Genomic DNA, 14,086 nt, shown 5'->3' with positions numbered 1-14,086 from the left:
ATAAAATGACTGAAAATATCAAACCTACAAAAGCTAGGTATACAATCTTAGCAGCAGTTTTTATCAATGTGGTAATTAATTATATGGACAGAAGTAATATTTCTGTAGGTGCTTCATTTATTAGTGAAGAATTGGGACTTACCACAATTCAAGTGGGTTATCTCTTCTCGGCATTTGGACTTGCTTATGCCCTCTCTCAAATTCCAGGTGGGTATTTAGCTGACAAATTAAATATTCGATATTTCTATAGTTTCTGTCTGATAACTTGGTCCATAGCAACCGTATTACAAGGTTTCATCTATAGTTTCATTATACTCCTTGTACTTCGAATATTCATTGGATTGTTTGAAGCACCATCTTACCCATTAAACAACCGCATCATTACAAAATGGTTTCCAGATAATGAAAGAGCGGGTGCTATTGCCACATATACATCGGGGCAATTTATCGGTTTGGCATTTTTAACTCCTGCATTAATTTCTATTGAGCATTACTTGGGATGGCGCGCTTTATTTTACATTACTGGTGGAATTGGAATGGTTTGGGGAGTCATTTGGATGTTCTTTTATAGAGATCCATCAGATTCTACCAAAATCAATGAAGCAGAACTTTTATACATAAAAAATGGTGGTGCACTTGTTAATGATACAACATCAAATAAACAGAAAGATACAGTCAAATTTGAATGGAAAAATTTAAAAAAAGTGTTGACCAAAAGAAAGTTATGGGGTATCTACCTTGGTCAATTTGGTCTAGGTGCCACGCTCATGTTTTTTTTAACTTGGTTTCCTAAATATTTAATTGATTATAAGGGGATGAATTTTTTACAATCAGGTTTTACCGCTTCTGTACCCTTTATTTTTGCTTTTTTTGGAGTCTTATTTTCTGGATTTATATCAGATTATATGGCAAAAAAAAATGTATCAGTTGATATCGCTCGAAAGACTCCTGTTGTAGTAGGTTTGCTACTTTCAACTTGTATTGTTGGGGCAAATTATACCGACAATCCATTTTGGGTTACTTTCTTTATGTCAGTGGCCTTCTTTGGAAACGGTTTGGCTTCCATAACATGGGTATTTGTTTCATTGATTGCCCCTAAAGAATTAATCGGATTGACTGGAGGTACATTTAATTTCGTTGGAGGATTATCTGCCATGATTGTACCCACTGCAATAGGTTACTTAGTTAGCGACGGTAATTTTGAGCCTGCTTTAATTTTCATTAGTTCGCTCACACTTCTAGCTGCATTATCTTATATATTCTTGGTTGGTAAAGTTGAACGAATCAAATAATTGAATACTTTCGTTGTGATCTCTTTATTTTCTTTCTTGCAAAGAATCTTAAAAAATTGACATAATGAATTATAACAACAAAACATTTAAACTTAAAACGTCAACTACGAATGGTAGTCTTTCCACCAATACTATATTTAATTACAGTCAAAAAGATACCATTATCACATGTACTTATTCAAGCGAGACCATTAAACATGGACAACTACTAGGGCAAGTTGCTGAAGATGGAAGTATTGACATGAGGTATCATCAACTTACACATAATGGATTGTTTCAGGTAGGCAAATGCCGCAGTACGCCAGAAATTATGCCAAATGGAAAAATAAGACTATATGAACACTGGAATTGGATAGATGGTGACCAAAGTAGTGGAAATTCTATTTTAGAAGAAATTTAACTATTTGTAGATTCAGTTGTATATTGCAGATCTAGAACAACACTAAAATTAAAAGAATTTTGACAAAATCAGAAACTACAAACGTCCCTTTAATGAGTTGGGACATCTACAGTCAATTTTATTTTGATACTATTCAAAATTTGAAGATTCATAAAGATATTTCTTTTGTAAAGTCTTTTGCTAAAAAAGAGAAATGGAAAAATGACATAGACTTACTCTTTAAAAACAGCAAATTTGAAGCATTAGTTATTACTGATGTCGCACAAAAAATAGTTTGGGTCAATGATGGTTTCACCAAAATGACTGGTTATTCTAAAAAACATGCATTGGATAAAAAACCAAGTTTCTTGCAAGGTGAAGCTACATCAGATGCATCAAAAAAATCGTTTAGAAATAAGCTAAATAAGCTACAACCTTTCACTCAAATAATCACCAACTACAGAAAGGATAAAACCACATACAAATGCGAAGTGAAAATTATTCCAATGTACGCTGATGATGTGACTCACTTTTTAGCACTTGAACGAGAAATAGTTTAGTATATCTTAGGCGTCAATAAATACCTCCTTAAATTTCTTCTTTATAACCTATTAATTAAAATTCATTTACGTAGTTCTTTACATCAATTGATTGAATAGAAAAGTATTTAACATACTAAAAATAGTTTCTTGACGTTACTAAAACAACTATCACCTATTGAGATAATAGTTGATAAAATTTTTTACGTTGTTTTACCTTTAATAAAAAAAAAACTGCGTAACTTTAATGTTTATTATTTAATTTAAATAACGTATCCTACCCCGGTTATGAAAGAACAAAAACTTATAGATTGTTTTACGTTTTTTAATGAATTAGATTTATTAGAAATACGTTTAAAATATTTAAACCAACATGTTGATTACTTTGTGATTATTGAAGCTGACACAGGCTTCAATGGTGTCAAGAAAGATTTTATTCTACAAAAAGAACTAAATCGATTTAAAGATTTTAAAGATAAAATCATCTACGTTCCTTTACAAATGCCAATGTTCTCTAAAAGTAAAAAAGAAGCATTGAAACGTGAAAAATTTCAGCGAAATGCAATCTCTTTAGGTTTAGATAAAATAGCACTAGACCCAAAAGATATTGTCATGATCAGTGATATCGATGAGATTCCGAATAATTTATACACTGAAGAAATAAAAATAAATGCAGAACACCCTTGCTACAAACTTCCTTTTTTAAAAAAGACAAAAGCAATCTTTGACGTTCTTTTTAAAAATAATTGGAACAAATTTAAGCTACTTCAATATTGCTGTTTAGGCAACTACAAAATGCCCTTGAATTTAACCATGGATAATTTACTGTATTATTTAAATTACAAGGAAATAAATGGTAAATGGAATGGAACCATGGTACTCGAATATCGACTGCTAAAAAAATTCACACCCAATAAAGTTAGAGGGTTCAAAAATTTTGTTCCATATATGGCAGATGCTGGATGGCATTTTTCATACCTAGGAGGTATAAAAAATGCAAAAATAAAACTAAAAAATTATTCGAATCAGAAACACCATAAACCAGAAAAGGTAAATGATGTTATTAGCGGAGATACAGACTCAAAGTATGCAAAAATCAATATCAATTGCTTTCCAATAGATTTAAAAAACTATATATTTAACTATAAAGAACTTATGTTAAATTAATAAAGATTATATGAAAACAAAAAACATTGTCTATATAGCAAAAAGTATAGATGGCTATATCGCTGGACCGAATGGAGAATTAGATTGGTTACAAACTGTGCCAAACCCAACGAATGACGATATGGGATTTTACGAATTCATGGAGCCTATTGATGCTCTAATAATGGGTAGAAATACATATGAAATGGTAGCTAGTTTTGAGGGACCCTGGCCTTATAGCAAGCATGTTTTTGTATTGAGCAATTCACTTAAAAAAATACCTGAAAATTTATCGGATAAAGTTAGCCTTGTTAGTGGCACAATTACTGAAGTTTTGAAAAACATCCATAACAAAGGATTTTATAAACTTTATATTGATGGTGGCAAAACGATTCAAAGTTTTTTGAAACACGACTTAATTGATGAATTGATTATTTCTACCATTCCCATTGTTTTAGGAAAAGGAATTCCTTTGTTTGATATAGTTGAAAGCAAAATTCAATTTTCACATCATACAACGAAAGTCCTACTAGGTGAAATTGTACAAAGTCACTACATTAAAAAATAGATTAAAAACATTTTTCTTTTCATGAAAAAAAAGAAATCAAAGAATTAGTACAAATAAAACTTTTGATATAGAAAAAAAGCTCAAAAACACAAATGTATTATAAGTCAGATATTTACAACTAGTTTTTAAAACATATGTTATAGTTCTAAGAAGCTCATTCTAATAATTTTGGAGATACTAAAACTAACTAAAGTTTAACCAAAACCTTATTATTATGATCAAGATTAAAAAAACAACCATGCATTGGCTGTTTACAATTCTCACAACACTATTTTTAAATAATGGCTATGGCCAAACCATATCGGTGACTGGAGATAACCCCATGAAAAAATGGGACAAAATCACAGTGAACCTTACATTACCTTCCAATGTAAGTGAATCAAATTCAAGCTTTAGAAACAATCGTTTGGATGTTATTTTTACAGCTCCAAGCGGAACTAAAATTCGCGTTCCAGGTTTCTTTGCTGCTGATGGAGATGCGGCAAATTCAAATGCCAAATCTGGTAATCAATACAAAGCCTACCTAAGACCTAATGAAATTGGAAACTGGACGTATCAAGCATTATTTTATTCAGGAACAGATGTAGCATTAAAAGATGTAAACCAATTGCCTGCCCCTACATATGATTTAAGTGGTGCTGTTGGAAATGTAACAACTAGCAACGTAGGTTTACCTGATTTACGCTTTAAAGGTAGATTGATGTATCAAACTACTGGTACCAGCAACCAACGTCGTTATTTAAAGTGGGCAGAAACTGGAGAATATTTCTTAAAATTAGGACCTGACTCACCAGAAAACTTATTAAACTATGATGAGTTTGATCACGATGTAGTTAACAAAAAAACTTGCACATTGTGTACAGAACACTCGTTTAACCCACATGCCGGTAACTGGAGTCAAGGAGACCCAACTTGGGATGGCGGCAAAGGAAAAAATCTAATTGGTGCTGTAAATTACCTAAGAGACCAACAAATGAATTCAATGTCAATGTCTTTATATGGTGGTGATGATAAAAATGTATTTCCTTGGATCAATGATACTAGTAAATATCAATACGACGTTTCTAAATTAGCACAATGGGAAATAGTATTTGACCATGCTGAAAAAAATGGTTTAGCGTTACACTTTAAATTAGCAGAGGCTGAAAACTGGAGCAAACTAGATCTAAATCAAATAAAAATATATTATAGAGAGATGGTCGCTAGATTTGGTCATCACTTAGCAATTGAGTGGAATATTTCTGAAGAATTTGGAAGTAAAGATAACACTGATGCTTCTTTAGCCATTCCAAGAATCAACTGGCTAGCGAGTATCGATCCTTGGCAATCACATCGTGTATTCCATACATATCCAGGAAAACATGAATTATACTACAACTATCTGATTAACAACAATGCAAAAATTACAGGTGCTTCTATTCAAAGTTCAAGAGGTCAAAACTATGATGATGCTTATGACGGAAAATCTGGTTATTTAACTTGGATCAATGCATCAAAAAATGCTGGAAAACCATGGGTTGTAGCTAGTGATGAACAAAACTCTGGTGGTGAAGGTGTTTTTGTTAGTAGAGATTTGAGTAATAAATCTGTTAAAGCTGAAGCCAGAAAGAAAATTTTATGGAAAGGTCTGATAGCTGGAGGTGCTGGAGTTATGTGGTATGGAGGTGCTGAAGGCGATTTCCAAACCGAAAACTTTGATAGGTTCTCCACTTTATTCGACTGGACAAAAATTGCTATCCAACAATTTTTTGAAGGGAATGGAATAGAATACTGGAAAATGCAAAATAACGATGCCTTGGCTAGTGGAAACCTAAATAGATGTTTAGCTGAAAAAGGAAAAGTTTATGTGATCTACTTAGAAAATGGTGGTACTACAAATGTTGATTTAACAGGGCAATCTGGAACATTTGAAGTAAAGTGGTTCAACCCAAGAGCTGGTGGAAGCTTAACAAACGGTTCAGTAACCTCTGTTGCAGGAAACGGAGTACAAAGTATTGGAAATCCACCAAATAACACAACTTCTGATTGGGTAGCTTTAGTAAGACTACCTAGTAATATTCAGATTCCAGTTGCTGCATTTAGCATAACACCAGAAACTGCCGTATTAGACAAAGGAACATCTAAAACAATAGGTAGATTCTTTTCTCCTGCAAATGCAACAAACAAAAACATAACTTGGACTTCAAGTGATCCAACTGTTGCAACAGTTGATACAGAAGGTGTTGTCACAGCAATTAAAGTAGGCACAACAACAATTACAGCAACAACACAAGACGGTAATTTCACTGATACTTCCGAAATTACTGTTGTGTACTATCCTGTTACAGCTTTTAGCATTACAAATGCTACTGCAAAAGTAATTAAAGGAAAAACAACAACATTAGCTAATTCATTTACACCTGCAAACGCATCTAATAAAAAGATTACTTGGGTGTCTAGCGACCCAACTATCGCTACTGTGGATGTAAACGGACTTATTACAGCACTTAAAGAAGGAACAGTTACCATTACAGCGACCTCTCAAGACGGTAATTTTTCTGACACACTAACACTTACTGTAGATCCAGAACCAACTGCTACTATTGGAAACTGTTCATTTGAAGAACAAAATGGATTATTAGTTATTGAAGCAGAAAGTGCTGTAGATTACGACCAAGCTTTGTTTACATTAGAAACAGAAAATGTAAATGGTAAAGACTCAGAAGGTAACCCTGTAATTTCAGTTCCTACAGGCAATGGATATTTAAGATATACAGGACCTAATCATTTAGGTGCTCAAGTAGCAGAACATACTATTGGATATAAAATAAAAATCAACAACCCAGGTACGTATCAATTCTTATGGAGAAATATTAGAGACCCAAAAGCAGCAACCGGAGATGCTAATAATGATGCATGGTTAAATATCACAGGTGGCAATGTTAGGTTTTTTGGTAAAAAAGCGGGTGTAGAATACACTTTAACCAAACACACTAAACTATGGGTACAAAAATCTCAATTTGTATACGAATGCTATGGAGAAACAAACTCTGGAGGAAAGCACATAAACGGAATGAGTATTTGGGCTACTTTCCCTACTGCTGGTGAATACATTATTGAATATGGAGGTAGATCAAACGGACACAGTGTAGATAGGTTGGTACTATTTACTCCTAACCAAGCTGCAACTGCAAAAAACGTAAATACACCAGAATCTAATAAACTAGGAGAAGATTGCGAAACAGTATCACCTCCCCCTACTACTTGTTCTAATGTTACAATGAACGCCGTAGATTTCCCTCTAACTAAAGTAGGTGATTTTGTTCAAGCATATGTACATACACAAAAAAATGCATTAGCAATAAATGCTGCACAACATAAAGATGTATTTGCTGCAGTTAAACAAGCATTTACTGGAGAAGATGGTACATACGACATTACCATTACTACTTTGGCTGAATTAGATGGAGAATCTAGCTATGTATTAAAAGTTGGAGGAACTACTATTGGAACTTACCAAAACCCAGAAACCGATGTAGACTATACTCCTACTACAAAAACATGGGAAGGAATTGAAGTCAAAAAAGGTGATGAAATTCAAGTTGAATTCAATTCACATACAAATGGTAAAATTCCTGAAAATGGAGGTACTGCATTTTCTAGAGGTAGATGGACTAAAATTGAATTTACATGCGAAGAAGAAGATAACCCTCCTCCTCCATTACCAGAAGTAGCAACTTTTCACGAATTCCCTACCCAATTCGGAAATGAAAGTAACACGTATAGCTTTAAAGTAAAATATTCTTCAAATGAAGCTAGAGATTTACTGGTACATGTTAAGAGCCCAGGCAATGTAAATATTTCTAATGCTAAAATTGTAGTATCTCCAGGACAAGATCAAATTGCTACGGTTAATGTTACTGTTCCTGCTCAATTAGATCCTGCGGAGAAATATAAATTTGTTGTCTCTTTAAGGCCTATTGGTGGAGGATTTGCAACCAACTTAAGTATACAAATAAAATTCTCTGATATTATCGCTGGGTCACTTTCAGATGACAGGCCACTTAAAGCTATGGTTAAAACATATCCTAACCCTATTGGTAATGCAAACTTTAATATTGAAGTAGACTATCTGTCTAATAATTTAAGTTTCATAATTACAGATTTAAATGGTAGAATTATTCGTTCAGAGAAAATCACGAATACCTTAACTATTATTCCTTCTTCGATTTTCCCATCAAGAGGCGTATATATTTTAAAAATAAGTGACGGAGATGGTGGTACACTCATTAAAAAATTAATCAAATAACATCTCAAAACTCCTAATTTTTAATTAGGAGTTTTTTTTTGTTCAAAAATGTGATTATATTTTTATCTTTAGTCAAATTCAAAAATAAACTGAAATGCAAAAGAATTATCCAAAGTCATTTTCACATATCGGAATTACAGTGCCAGATATAAAAAAAGCTGTTGATTTTTACAAAGATACTATGGGCTGGTACGTAATTATGGAGCCATCATTAGTAAAAAAAGAGAAAGAGACCGCAATTGGTCAAATGTGTATTGATGTATTCGGTGACAACTGGGAAAGTTTTGAAATTGCACACCTAGCAACCTCTGATGGAATCGGAATAGAATTGTTCTGTTTTCCCCATGGAGTCAAAGAAGCACCTGAATTTAATCCTTTCAACACAGGTCTATTTCACTTTTGTGTACAAGATCCAGAAATTGAAATTTTAACTAAAAAAATAGTAAACGCTGGTGGTAAACAGCGTATGCCTATTAGAGAATACTATCCTGATGAAAAACCATTCAAAATGGTCTATGTTGAAGATCCGTTTGGCATCGTTTTCGAAATATACACACACAGCTACGAACTTACTTACTCTTCTGGAGCGTATCAAAAATAAAACCATACTATGAAAATCATTGTATTTATAATCGGAGTGTTACTGTCGATTTCTACGCAAGCGCAATCAATCCTTGGTCAATGGGAAACCTATGATGATAAAACCAATACCAAAAAAGCTATCATCGAAATATACAAACAAGAAGATGTCTATTTTGCCAAAATCGTCAAAAACTTTGTGAGAGCTGAAGATGCTGTTTGTGAAAAATGTGAAGGAACAAAACATAACCAACCTATAATAGGACTTGTAATCATAGAAAATTTAAAAAAAAATGCTGATGAATTTGACGGTGGTACAATTTTAGACCCAGAATCAGGAGATGTCTATAAATGTTACTTAAAACTTATCGAAGAAAACAAATTAAAAGTAAGAGGTTTTATAGGTTTCTCTTTGATTGGAAGAACACAGTATTGGTTGAGAAAAAAATAATTTTTTTTTAGGGTTTTAAAATAATTCTTCGCTGTTATAAATAGAAGGAATTATAAAAATCATAAATTTATTAGTTATGAATACACTAAAAATCACTATCGTATTACTATTTACTACGCTACTTATAAGTTGTAAATCTCAAACAGAAAGAGCCGATATAATTTTCACAAATGGGAAAGTATATACCGTTAACAATGAGCAACCATGGGCAGAAGCTGTGGCTATCAAAGGAAACAAAATTATCTTTGTTGGATCAGCTAGAGATGTTGAAAAACACATCGGTGAAGAAACAGAAATTAATGATTTAAGAGGTAAAACATTAATGCCTGGTTTTATCAGTGCACATGATCATTTAATTGCATCAGCATGGACTTCATCAGGAGTGCAAATTTACGAAGCAAAAAATCGAGCTGAAGTCTTAAAAATGATCAAAGAATATGCTGAAGCCAATCCTGATAGAAAAGTTATCCAAGGAATTGGTTGGGATAAAAACATGCTTGGAGGTTTACCCACAGCCAAAGAATTAGATGCTGCTGTACCTAATAGACCGGCATTTATCTTAGACAACACAATTCATGATGCCTGGTTAAATACTGCTGCATTGAAAGCTGCAAATATTACCAAAGACACTCCAGATACTGTTCCAGGTGTAACATATTGGGTACGAGATAAAGAAGGAAACCCAACAGGTATTGCCATAGAAATACAATGGTTTGAAGCTTATGGACAAATTGCTTGGGACCCAGAATTAATGATCAAAGAAAGTGCTGAGGAATTAATGAGTCTTGCTGCTAGTAATGGAACAACCTCTTTTTTATGCCCCGGAATTGTTACACCAAATATCAAAGATGTTCATGGAGGTATGGAAAGAGATTTCGAAACAGCAATGAATTTACTTAAAGAATGGGAAAACCAAGGAACCTTAAAACTAAGAACCGTTGCCTTACCTATGTACAAAAGCGCCGTTGGTGAGCCACAAAAATTTGTAGATTTTGGTGCTCGCATGAATAAAAAATTCAACTCTGATAAATTAATGGTGACGAGTTTAAAAATTCACCCAGAAGGAAATACGATTGCAGGTACTGCACCGCATTTCGAAAATTACCTGGGCACAAATGGCAATGGTTCATTTAACGTGCAACCAAATGAAACTATGGCTATTGTTACAAACGCTGCTAAAGTAGGACTAGATGTTATGATTCATACAGACGGAGATCGTTCTTCACACGCAGCCATTGAAGCAATTATAGCTGCAAAAAATATCAACCCTGATAACCGTAGTGCTTTGCATCATGCTATTTATGTGAGTCCAAAAGATCAGCAAAGAATCATTGACCATAAAATCCCTGTAAATTCTACTCCGAATTTCACAAACACTTTTGGAAATGGGAACAAAGACAACATCAGAATTCGTGGAGAAAAACAAGTAAACAGTTCTTTAGGGAGATACCCACATTTTGCCAGAAACGGAGTAAAAGTTAGTATTTCTGCTGATGTGCCTAGTACTCCACCAGCAATGCAAGGTCCTCTTTTTGTTGCTCAGTGTGCTGCTACATTAAAAGATGCATCAAATCCAAACGCAACAGCTTTTCCCGAAAACAGAACTCCTATGACTGTTGACCAAGCCATTAGAGCAATCACTATCGATGCAGCTTGGCAATTACGATTGGAAGATAAAGTAGGATCCATAGAAAAAGGAAAATTAGCCGATTTGGTAATTCTAGAAGAAAATCCGTTTGAGGTTGCTCCAAATCAATTAAAAAACATCAAAGTTTTAGCAACAATGATGGATGGTAATTACACCTATAAATTCAATAAAAAAATGGTGGAATCTATGTTTAAAAAAGTGGTAAACTATGCTGCACTACCCGGGGTATTAAAAGGTTGTAATCATGGAGACAACGATCATCAACACTAAAATTCCGAACAAAAATTAAAGTAAATTACACCCTAAACATTTATTGTTTGGGGTGTTTAATTTTATCATTTGTATAAACATTTTATATTTTTCTTTCTTCTTTACAAAGTGTATTTTTGCACCCATGGAAAACAGCAAACAAACAATTAAAAAACTTCATCGTGCCGTTGGAGAAGCCGTAGAACAATTTTCTATGCTTGAAGAAAATGATCGAGTAATGGTTTGTCTTTCTGGAGGAAAAGACAGTTACACGCTTTTAGACATGTTGATTCATTTTCAAAGAGTTGCCCCTATTTCTTTCGAAATAATTGCGGTAAATCTCGATCAAAAACAACCTGGTTTTCCTGAAGAAGTATTGCCCAATTATTTAGAGAAATTGGGGGTTCTATATAAAATAATTGAAAAGAACACTTACAAGGTTGTCATGGAAAAAACACCAGAAGGTAAAACCACTTGTAGCTTGTGTTCAAGACTTAGAAGAGGTACACTATACGAAGCGGCTAAAGACCTAAAATGCAATAAACTCGCTCTTGGTCATCATAGAAATGATATTTTGGAAACATTTCTACTTAATTTTTTCTTTTCTGGAAAGTTAGAAACCATGCCACCTAAATTCAAAAACGACGCTGGGGATTTAGTTGTTTTAAGACCTCTTGCTTTTTGCAAAGAAGAAGATATTGAAAAGTATTCTGAACATAGAAACTTCCCTATCATTCCTTGCAATTTATGTGGCTCTCAAGAAAACCTGCAAAGAAAAAAAGTAAAACAAATGATCGCTGATTGGGAGAATGATTTTCCCGATCGAAGTTCTATCATGATGAATGCTTTGCAAAATGTTTTTCCATCTCACTTGTTAGATAGAAAATTATATGATTTTGATGCACTAAAAAATTGATTCTGTATTTGATACTTTCAAAAAACAGAACTCAAAATAGTAGTTAAATCCAAAAACTCCTTGTCTCGAAAACGGTCAAGGAGTTTTTTATGAAATAATTTCGTGATTGTTCTGTATCTTTATTTTCAACTGTATAAATAATAGCACAGATGAAAAGTGAAAAAGAAAAAATGCTTCAAGGACTTCCTTACAAAGCGTTCGGTCCAGAATTACTAGAAGAAAGACAACTTGCCAAAGAAAAAGTTTTTGATTTTAATAATACAAGGCCAACAGACATAGAAACTAGAAATAAAATCATAAACTCATTGCTCGGAAAAACCAACGGTTCTTTTTTCATAGAACCACCTTTTCGCTGCGATTATGGTTATAATATAAGTATCGGTCAAAACTTTTATGCAAATTACAACTTGGTCATCTTAGACTGTACAAAAGTGAACATAGGAGATAACGTTTTGATGGGGCCTAATGTTAGCATTTCTACCGCTGGTCATCCGATACATTTTGAAAAAAGAAATGAAGAATGGGAATATGCTTTTCCGATTACAATTGAAAACAATGTTTGGTTAGGATCCAATGTGGTAATAAATCCTGGAGTTACGATTGGAGAAAATAGTGTGATTGGCTCTGGAAGTGTGGTAACAAAAAACATACCTTCAAATGTAATAGCTGTAGGTAATCCTTGTAAGGTAAAACGTGAAATTACAGAAGACGATAGATTGTATTATTACAAAAAAAATAAGTTCTAAACTGTCATTCAAATCAGTATATTCGTAAAAAATTGAAATCAACCATACCAAATGTCGAACAACACACAACCTACAGCTGCTAAAGATAGAATTGTATTTTTAGATGTATTACGAGGTTTTGCTTTAACTGGAATTCTATTTGCCAATATTTTAAGTTGGAGTGGGTACAAATTTATCCCTTTAGAAATTGCAGAAACCTACGGAAACACTGAAACTGAAGCTGCTATTTATTATTTTCTAAAGTTTTTTATTGACACAAAATTTTATACGATTTTTTCTATTTTATTTGGGATAGGTTTTTACATGCAGGTTACTAAAAATAAAAACAACCCGCACTTCCCTCCCATGTATTTTAGACGTATGGTTTTATTATTAGGTATTGGATGTATTCATGCTACTTTCTGGTCGGGTGATATTTTAACACTATATGCCATAGTTGGAGTTATCTTGTTATCAATGCGTAAAGTTTCTTCTAAAAAACTTCTCTCCTACGCTGCACTATTTTATTTTATACCGGTACTATTAGACATCGTTTACATGTATGCTTTTGCAACAGAACTACCAATCCTAACTAAAACAGCATTAAAAACATATCCAGATATGAGTCCGGCTGAAGTAGTAACTGGATTTCAATCTGAAAATATGCTCGTGGCTATAAAAACAAATCTCCATAATTTAGTATGGCGTTGGTACGATTTTATTCCTTCCGGCAGACCTTTCAAAATTTTGGGTTTGTTTTTCCTTGGTGCTCATCTGTATAACATTCAGTTCTTTACCAAGGATGCATTGAAAATAAAAAACACATTAATTTTTGCTGTTCTTGGTATAGCAATCACATATATATCCATGCATATTAAAGGTGGTTCTGCTGATTTTTCAAGAAATTGGAACGAAGTTTTTGGAAGATTTGTACATGAAATAGGTCAAATAAACTTAAGTCTGTTCTACATCAGTGCCTTAGCAATATTCGTTGACAAAGCACCGAATTTTATTCTCTTTACTTGGTTGAAAAACTATGGACGTATGTCATTAACTTCATACATAGGTCAAACGGTATTAGGAATTTTAATATTTTACCCTTTTGCTCATTTATTTCAATTGTTTGGATTGTTATCACTACAAAACATCTATTATATCGGAGCGGGAATTCTTGCTTTACAATTAGTTTATTGTAACTTGTGGTTTCGATATTATAAATTTGGACCTGTTGAATGGTTGTGGCGCTGCGCGACTTTAAAAAAATGGTTTCCTATCAGAAAAAATTAGCATTCATAAATTAATTAGC

Annotated in this window: 12 protein-coding genes; all 12 read left to right on the top strand. The window is 33.3% G+C overall.

Annotated features, from left to right (window positions below; all coding sequences use genetic code 11):
* The first annotated feature begins 5 nt into the window (after nucleotides 1–5).
* The 12 genes from F6P99_RS06275 to F6P99_RS06220 all read left to right on the top strand — a co-directional run bounded on the left by F6P99_RS06275 (nucleotide 6) and on the right by F6P99_RS06220 (nucleotide 14,067).
* On the top strand, nucleotides 6–1,292 hold the full coding sequence (locus tag F6P99_RS06275; protein WP_152286609.1) for an MFS transporter: 1,287 nt from the start codon (nucleotides 6–8) through the stop codon (nucleotides 1,290–1,292).
* Nucleotides 1,293–1,356: 64 nt separating this feature from the next.
* Entirely contained in the window at nucleotides 1,357–1,692 is a 336-nt protein-coding gene (locus F6P99_RS06270) for a n-acetylglutamate synthase (RefSeq protein ID WP_226913029.1), read from the top strand.
* 92 nt (nucleotides 1,693–1,784) lie between these two features.
* On the top strand, nucleotides 1,785–2,231 hold the full coding sequence (locus F6P99_RS06265) for a PAS domain-containing protein (RefSeq protein WP_152286607.1): 447 nt from the start codon (nucleotides 1,785–1,787) through the stop codon (nucleotides 2,229–2,231).
* Between the two features lie 267 nt (nucleotides 2,232–2,498).
* The gene (locus F6P99_RS06260) at nucleotides 2,499–3,377 is read left to right on the top strand and encodes a glycosyltransferase family 17 protein (protein WP_152286606.1); all 879 of its coding nucleotides are present in this window, start codon (nucleotides 2,499–2,501) and stop codon (nucleotides 3,375–3,377) included.
* 10 nt (nucleotides 3,378–3,387) lie between these two features.
* Complete coding sequence (locus F6P99_RS06255; RefSeq protein ID WP_152286605.1) at nucleotides 3,388–3,924, top strand: dihydrofolate reductase family protein; 537 nt, start codon at nucleotides 3,388–3,390, stop codon at nucleotides 3,922–3,924.
* Between the two features lie 214 nt (nucleotides 3,925–4,138).
* Complete coding sequence (locus tag F6P99_RS06250) at nucleotides 4,139–8,212, top strand: Ig-like domain-containing protein (protein ID WP_152286604.1); 4,074 nt, start codon at nucleotides 4,139–4,141, stop codon at nucleotides 8,210–8,212.
* Nucleotides 8,213–8,306: 94 nt separating this feature from the next.
* Nucleotides 8,307–8,813 carry a VOC family protein gene (locus tag F6P99_RS06245; protein WP_152286603.1) on the top strand — a complete coding sequence of 169 codons (507 nt, stop codon included), beginning with the start codon at nucleotides 8,307–8,309 and terminating at the stop codon, nucleotides 8,811–8,813.
* A gap of 9 nt (nucleotides 8,814–8,822) precedes the next feature.
* Nucleotides 8,823–9,242 carry a DUF2147 domain-containing protein gene (locus F6P99_RS06240; RefSeq protein ID WP_152286602.1) on the top strand — a complete coding sequence of 140 codons (420 nt, stop codon included), beginning with the start codon at nucleotides 8,823–8,825 and terminating at the stop codon, nucleotides 9,240–9,242.
* A gap of 76 nt (nucleotides 9,243–9,318) precedes the next feature.
* A complete protein-coding gene (locus F6P99_RS06235; RefSeq protein ID WP_152286601.1) occupies nucleotides 9,319–11,160 on the top strand; it encodes an amidohydrolase in 1,842 nt (613 codons plus the stop codon).
* 124 nt (nucleotides 11,161–11,284) lie between these two features.
* Nucleotides 11,285–12,055 carry a tRNA 2-thiocytidine(32) synthetase TtcA gene (ttcA, locus tag F6P99_RS06230; RefSeq protein WP_152286600.1) on the top strand — a complete coding sequence of 257 codons (771 nt, stop codon included), beginning with the start codon at nucleotides 11,285–11,287 and terminating at the stop codon, nucleotides 12,053–12,055.
* A 149-nt stretch (nucleotides 12,056–12,204) separates the two neighbouring features.
* The gene (locus F6P99_RS06225; RefSeq protein ID WP_152286599.1) at nucleotides 12,205–12,801 is read left to right on the top strand and encodes a sugar O-acetyltransferase; all 597 of its coding nucleotides are present in this window, start codon (nucleotides 12,205–12,207) and stop codon (nucleotides 12,799–12,801) included.
* Nucleotides 12,802–12,852: 51 nt separating this feature from the next.
* The gene (locus F6P99_RS06220; protein WP_152286598.1) at nucleotides 12,853–14,067 is read left to right on the top strand and encodes a DUF418 domain-containing protein; all 1,215 of its coding nucleotides are present in this window, start codon (nucleotides 12,853–12,855) and stop codon (nucleotides 14,065–14,067) included.
* The last annotated feature ends 19 nt before the right edge of the window (nucleotides 14,068–14,086 follow it).

Origin of the sequence: Flavicella marina (genome assembly GCF_009193215.1) — a bacterium.
Taxonomy (GTDB): Bacteria; Bacteroidota; Bacteroidia; order Flavobacteriales; family Flavobacteriaceae; genus Flavicella; species Flavicella marina.
This window is presented reverse-complemented; position numbering and strand designations above follow the sequence as displayed.

Coding starts and splice junctions, on each gene's coding strand:
- ttcA (WP_152286600.1), top strand. CDS start 11,285: ATGGAAAACAGCAAACAAACAATTAAAAAACTTCATCGTGCCGTTGGA.
- F6P99_RS06265 (WP_152286607.1), top strand. CDS start 1,785: ATGAGTTGGGACATCTACAGTCAATTTTATTTTGATACTATTCAAAAT.
- F6P99_RS06220 (WP_152286598.1), top strand. CDS start 12,853: ATGTCGAACAACACACAACCTACAGCTGCTAAAGATAGAATTGTATTT.
- F6P99_RS06255 (WP_152286605.1), top strand. CDS start 3,388: ATGAAAACAAAAAACATTGTCTATATAGCAAAAAGTATAGATGGCTAT.
- F6P99_RS06260 (WP_152286606.1), top strand. CDS start 2,499: ATGAAAGAACAAAAACTTATAGATTGTTTTACGTTTTTTAATGAATTA.
- F6P99_RS06270 (WP_226913029.1), top strand. CDS start 1,357: ATGAATTATAACAACAAAACATTTAAACTTAAAACGTCAACTACGAAT.
- F6P99_RS06275 (WP_152286609.1), top strand. CDS start 6: ATGACTGAAAATATCAAACCTACAAAAGCTAGGTATACAATCTTAGCA.
- F6P99_RS06245 (WP_152286603.1), top strand. CDS start 8,307: ATGCAAAAGAATTATCCAAAGTCATTTTCACATATCGGAATTACAGTG.
- F6P99_RS06225 (WP_152286599.1), top strand. CDS start 12,205: ATGAAAAGTGAAAAAGAAAAAATGCTTCAAGGACTTCCTTACAAAGCG.
- F6P99_RS06250 (WP_152286604.1), top strand. CDS start 4,139: ATGATCAAGATTAAAAAAACAACCATGCATTGGCTGTTTACAATTCTC.
- F6P99_RS06240 (WP_152286602.1), top strand. CDS start 8,823: ATGAAAATCATTGTATTTATAATCGGAGTGTTACTGTCGATTTCTACG.
- F6P99_RS06235 (WP_152286601.1), top strand. CDS start 9,319: ATGAATACACTAAAAATCACTATCGTATTACTATTTACTACGCTACTT.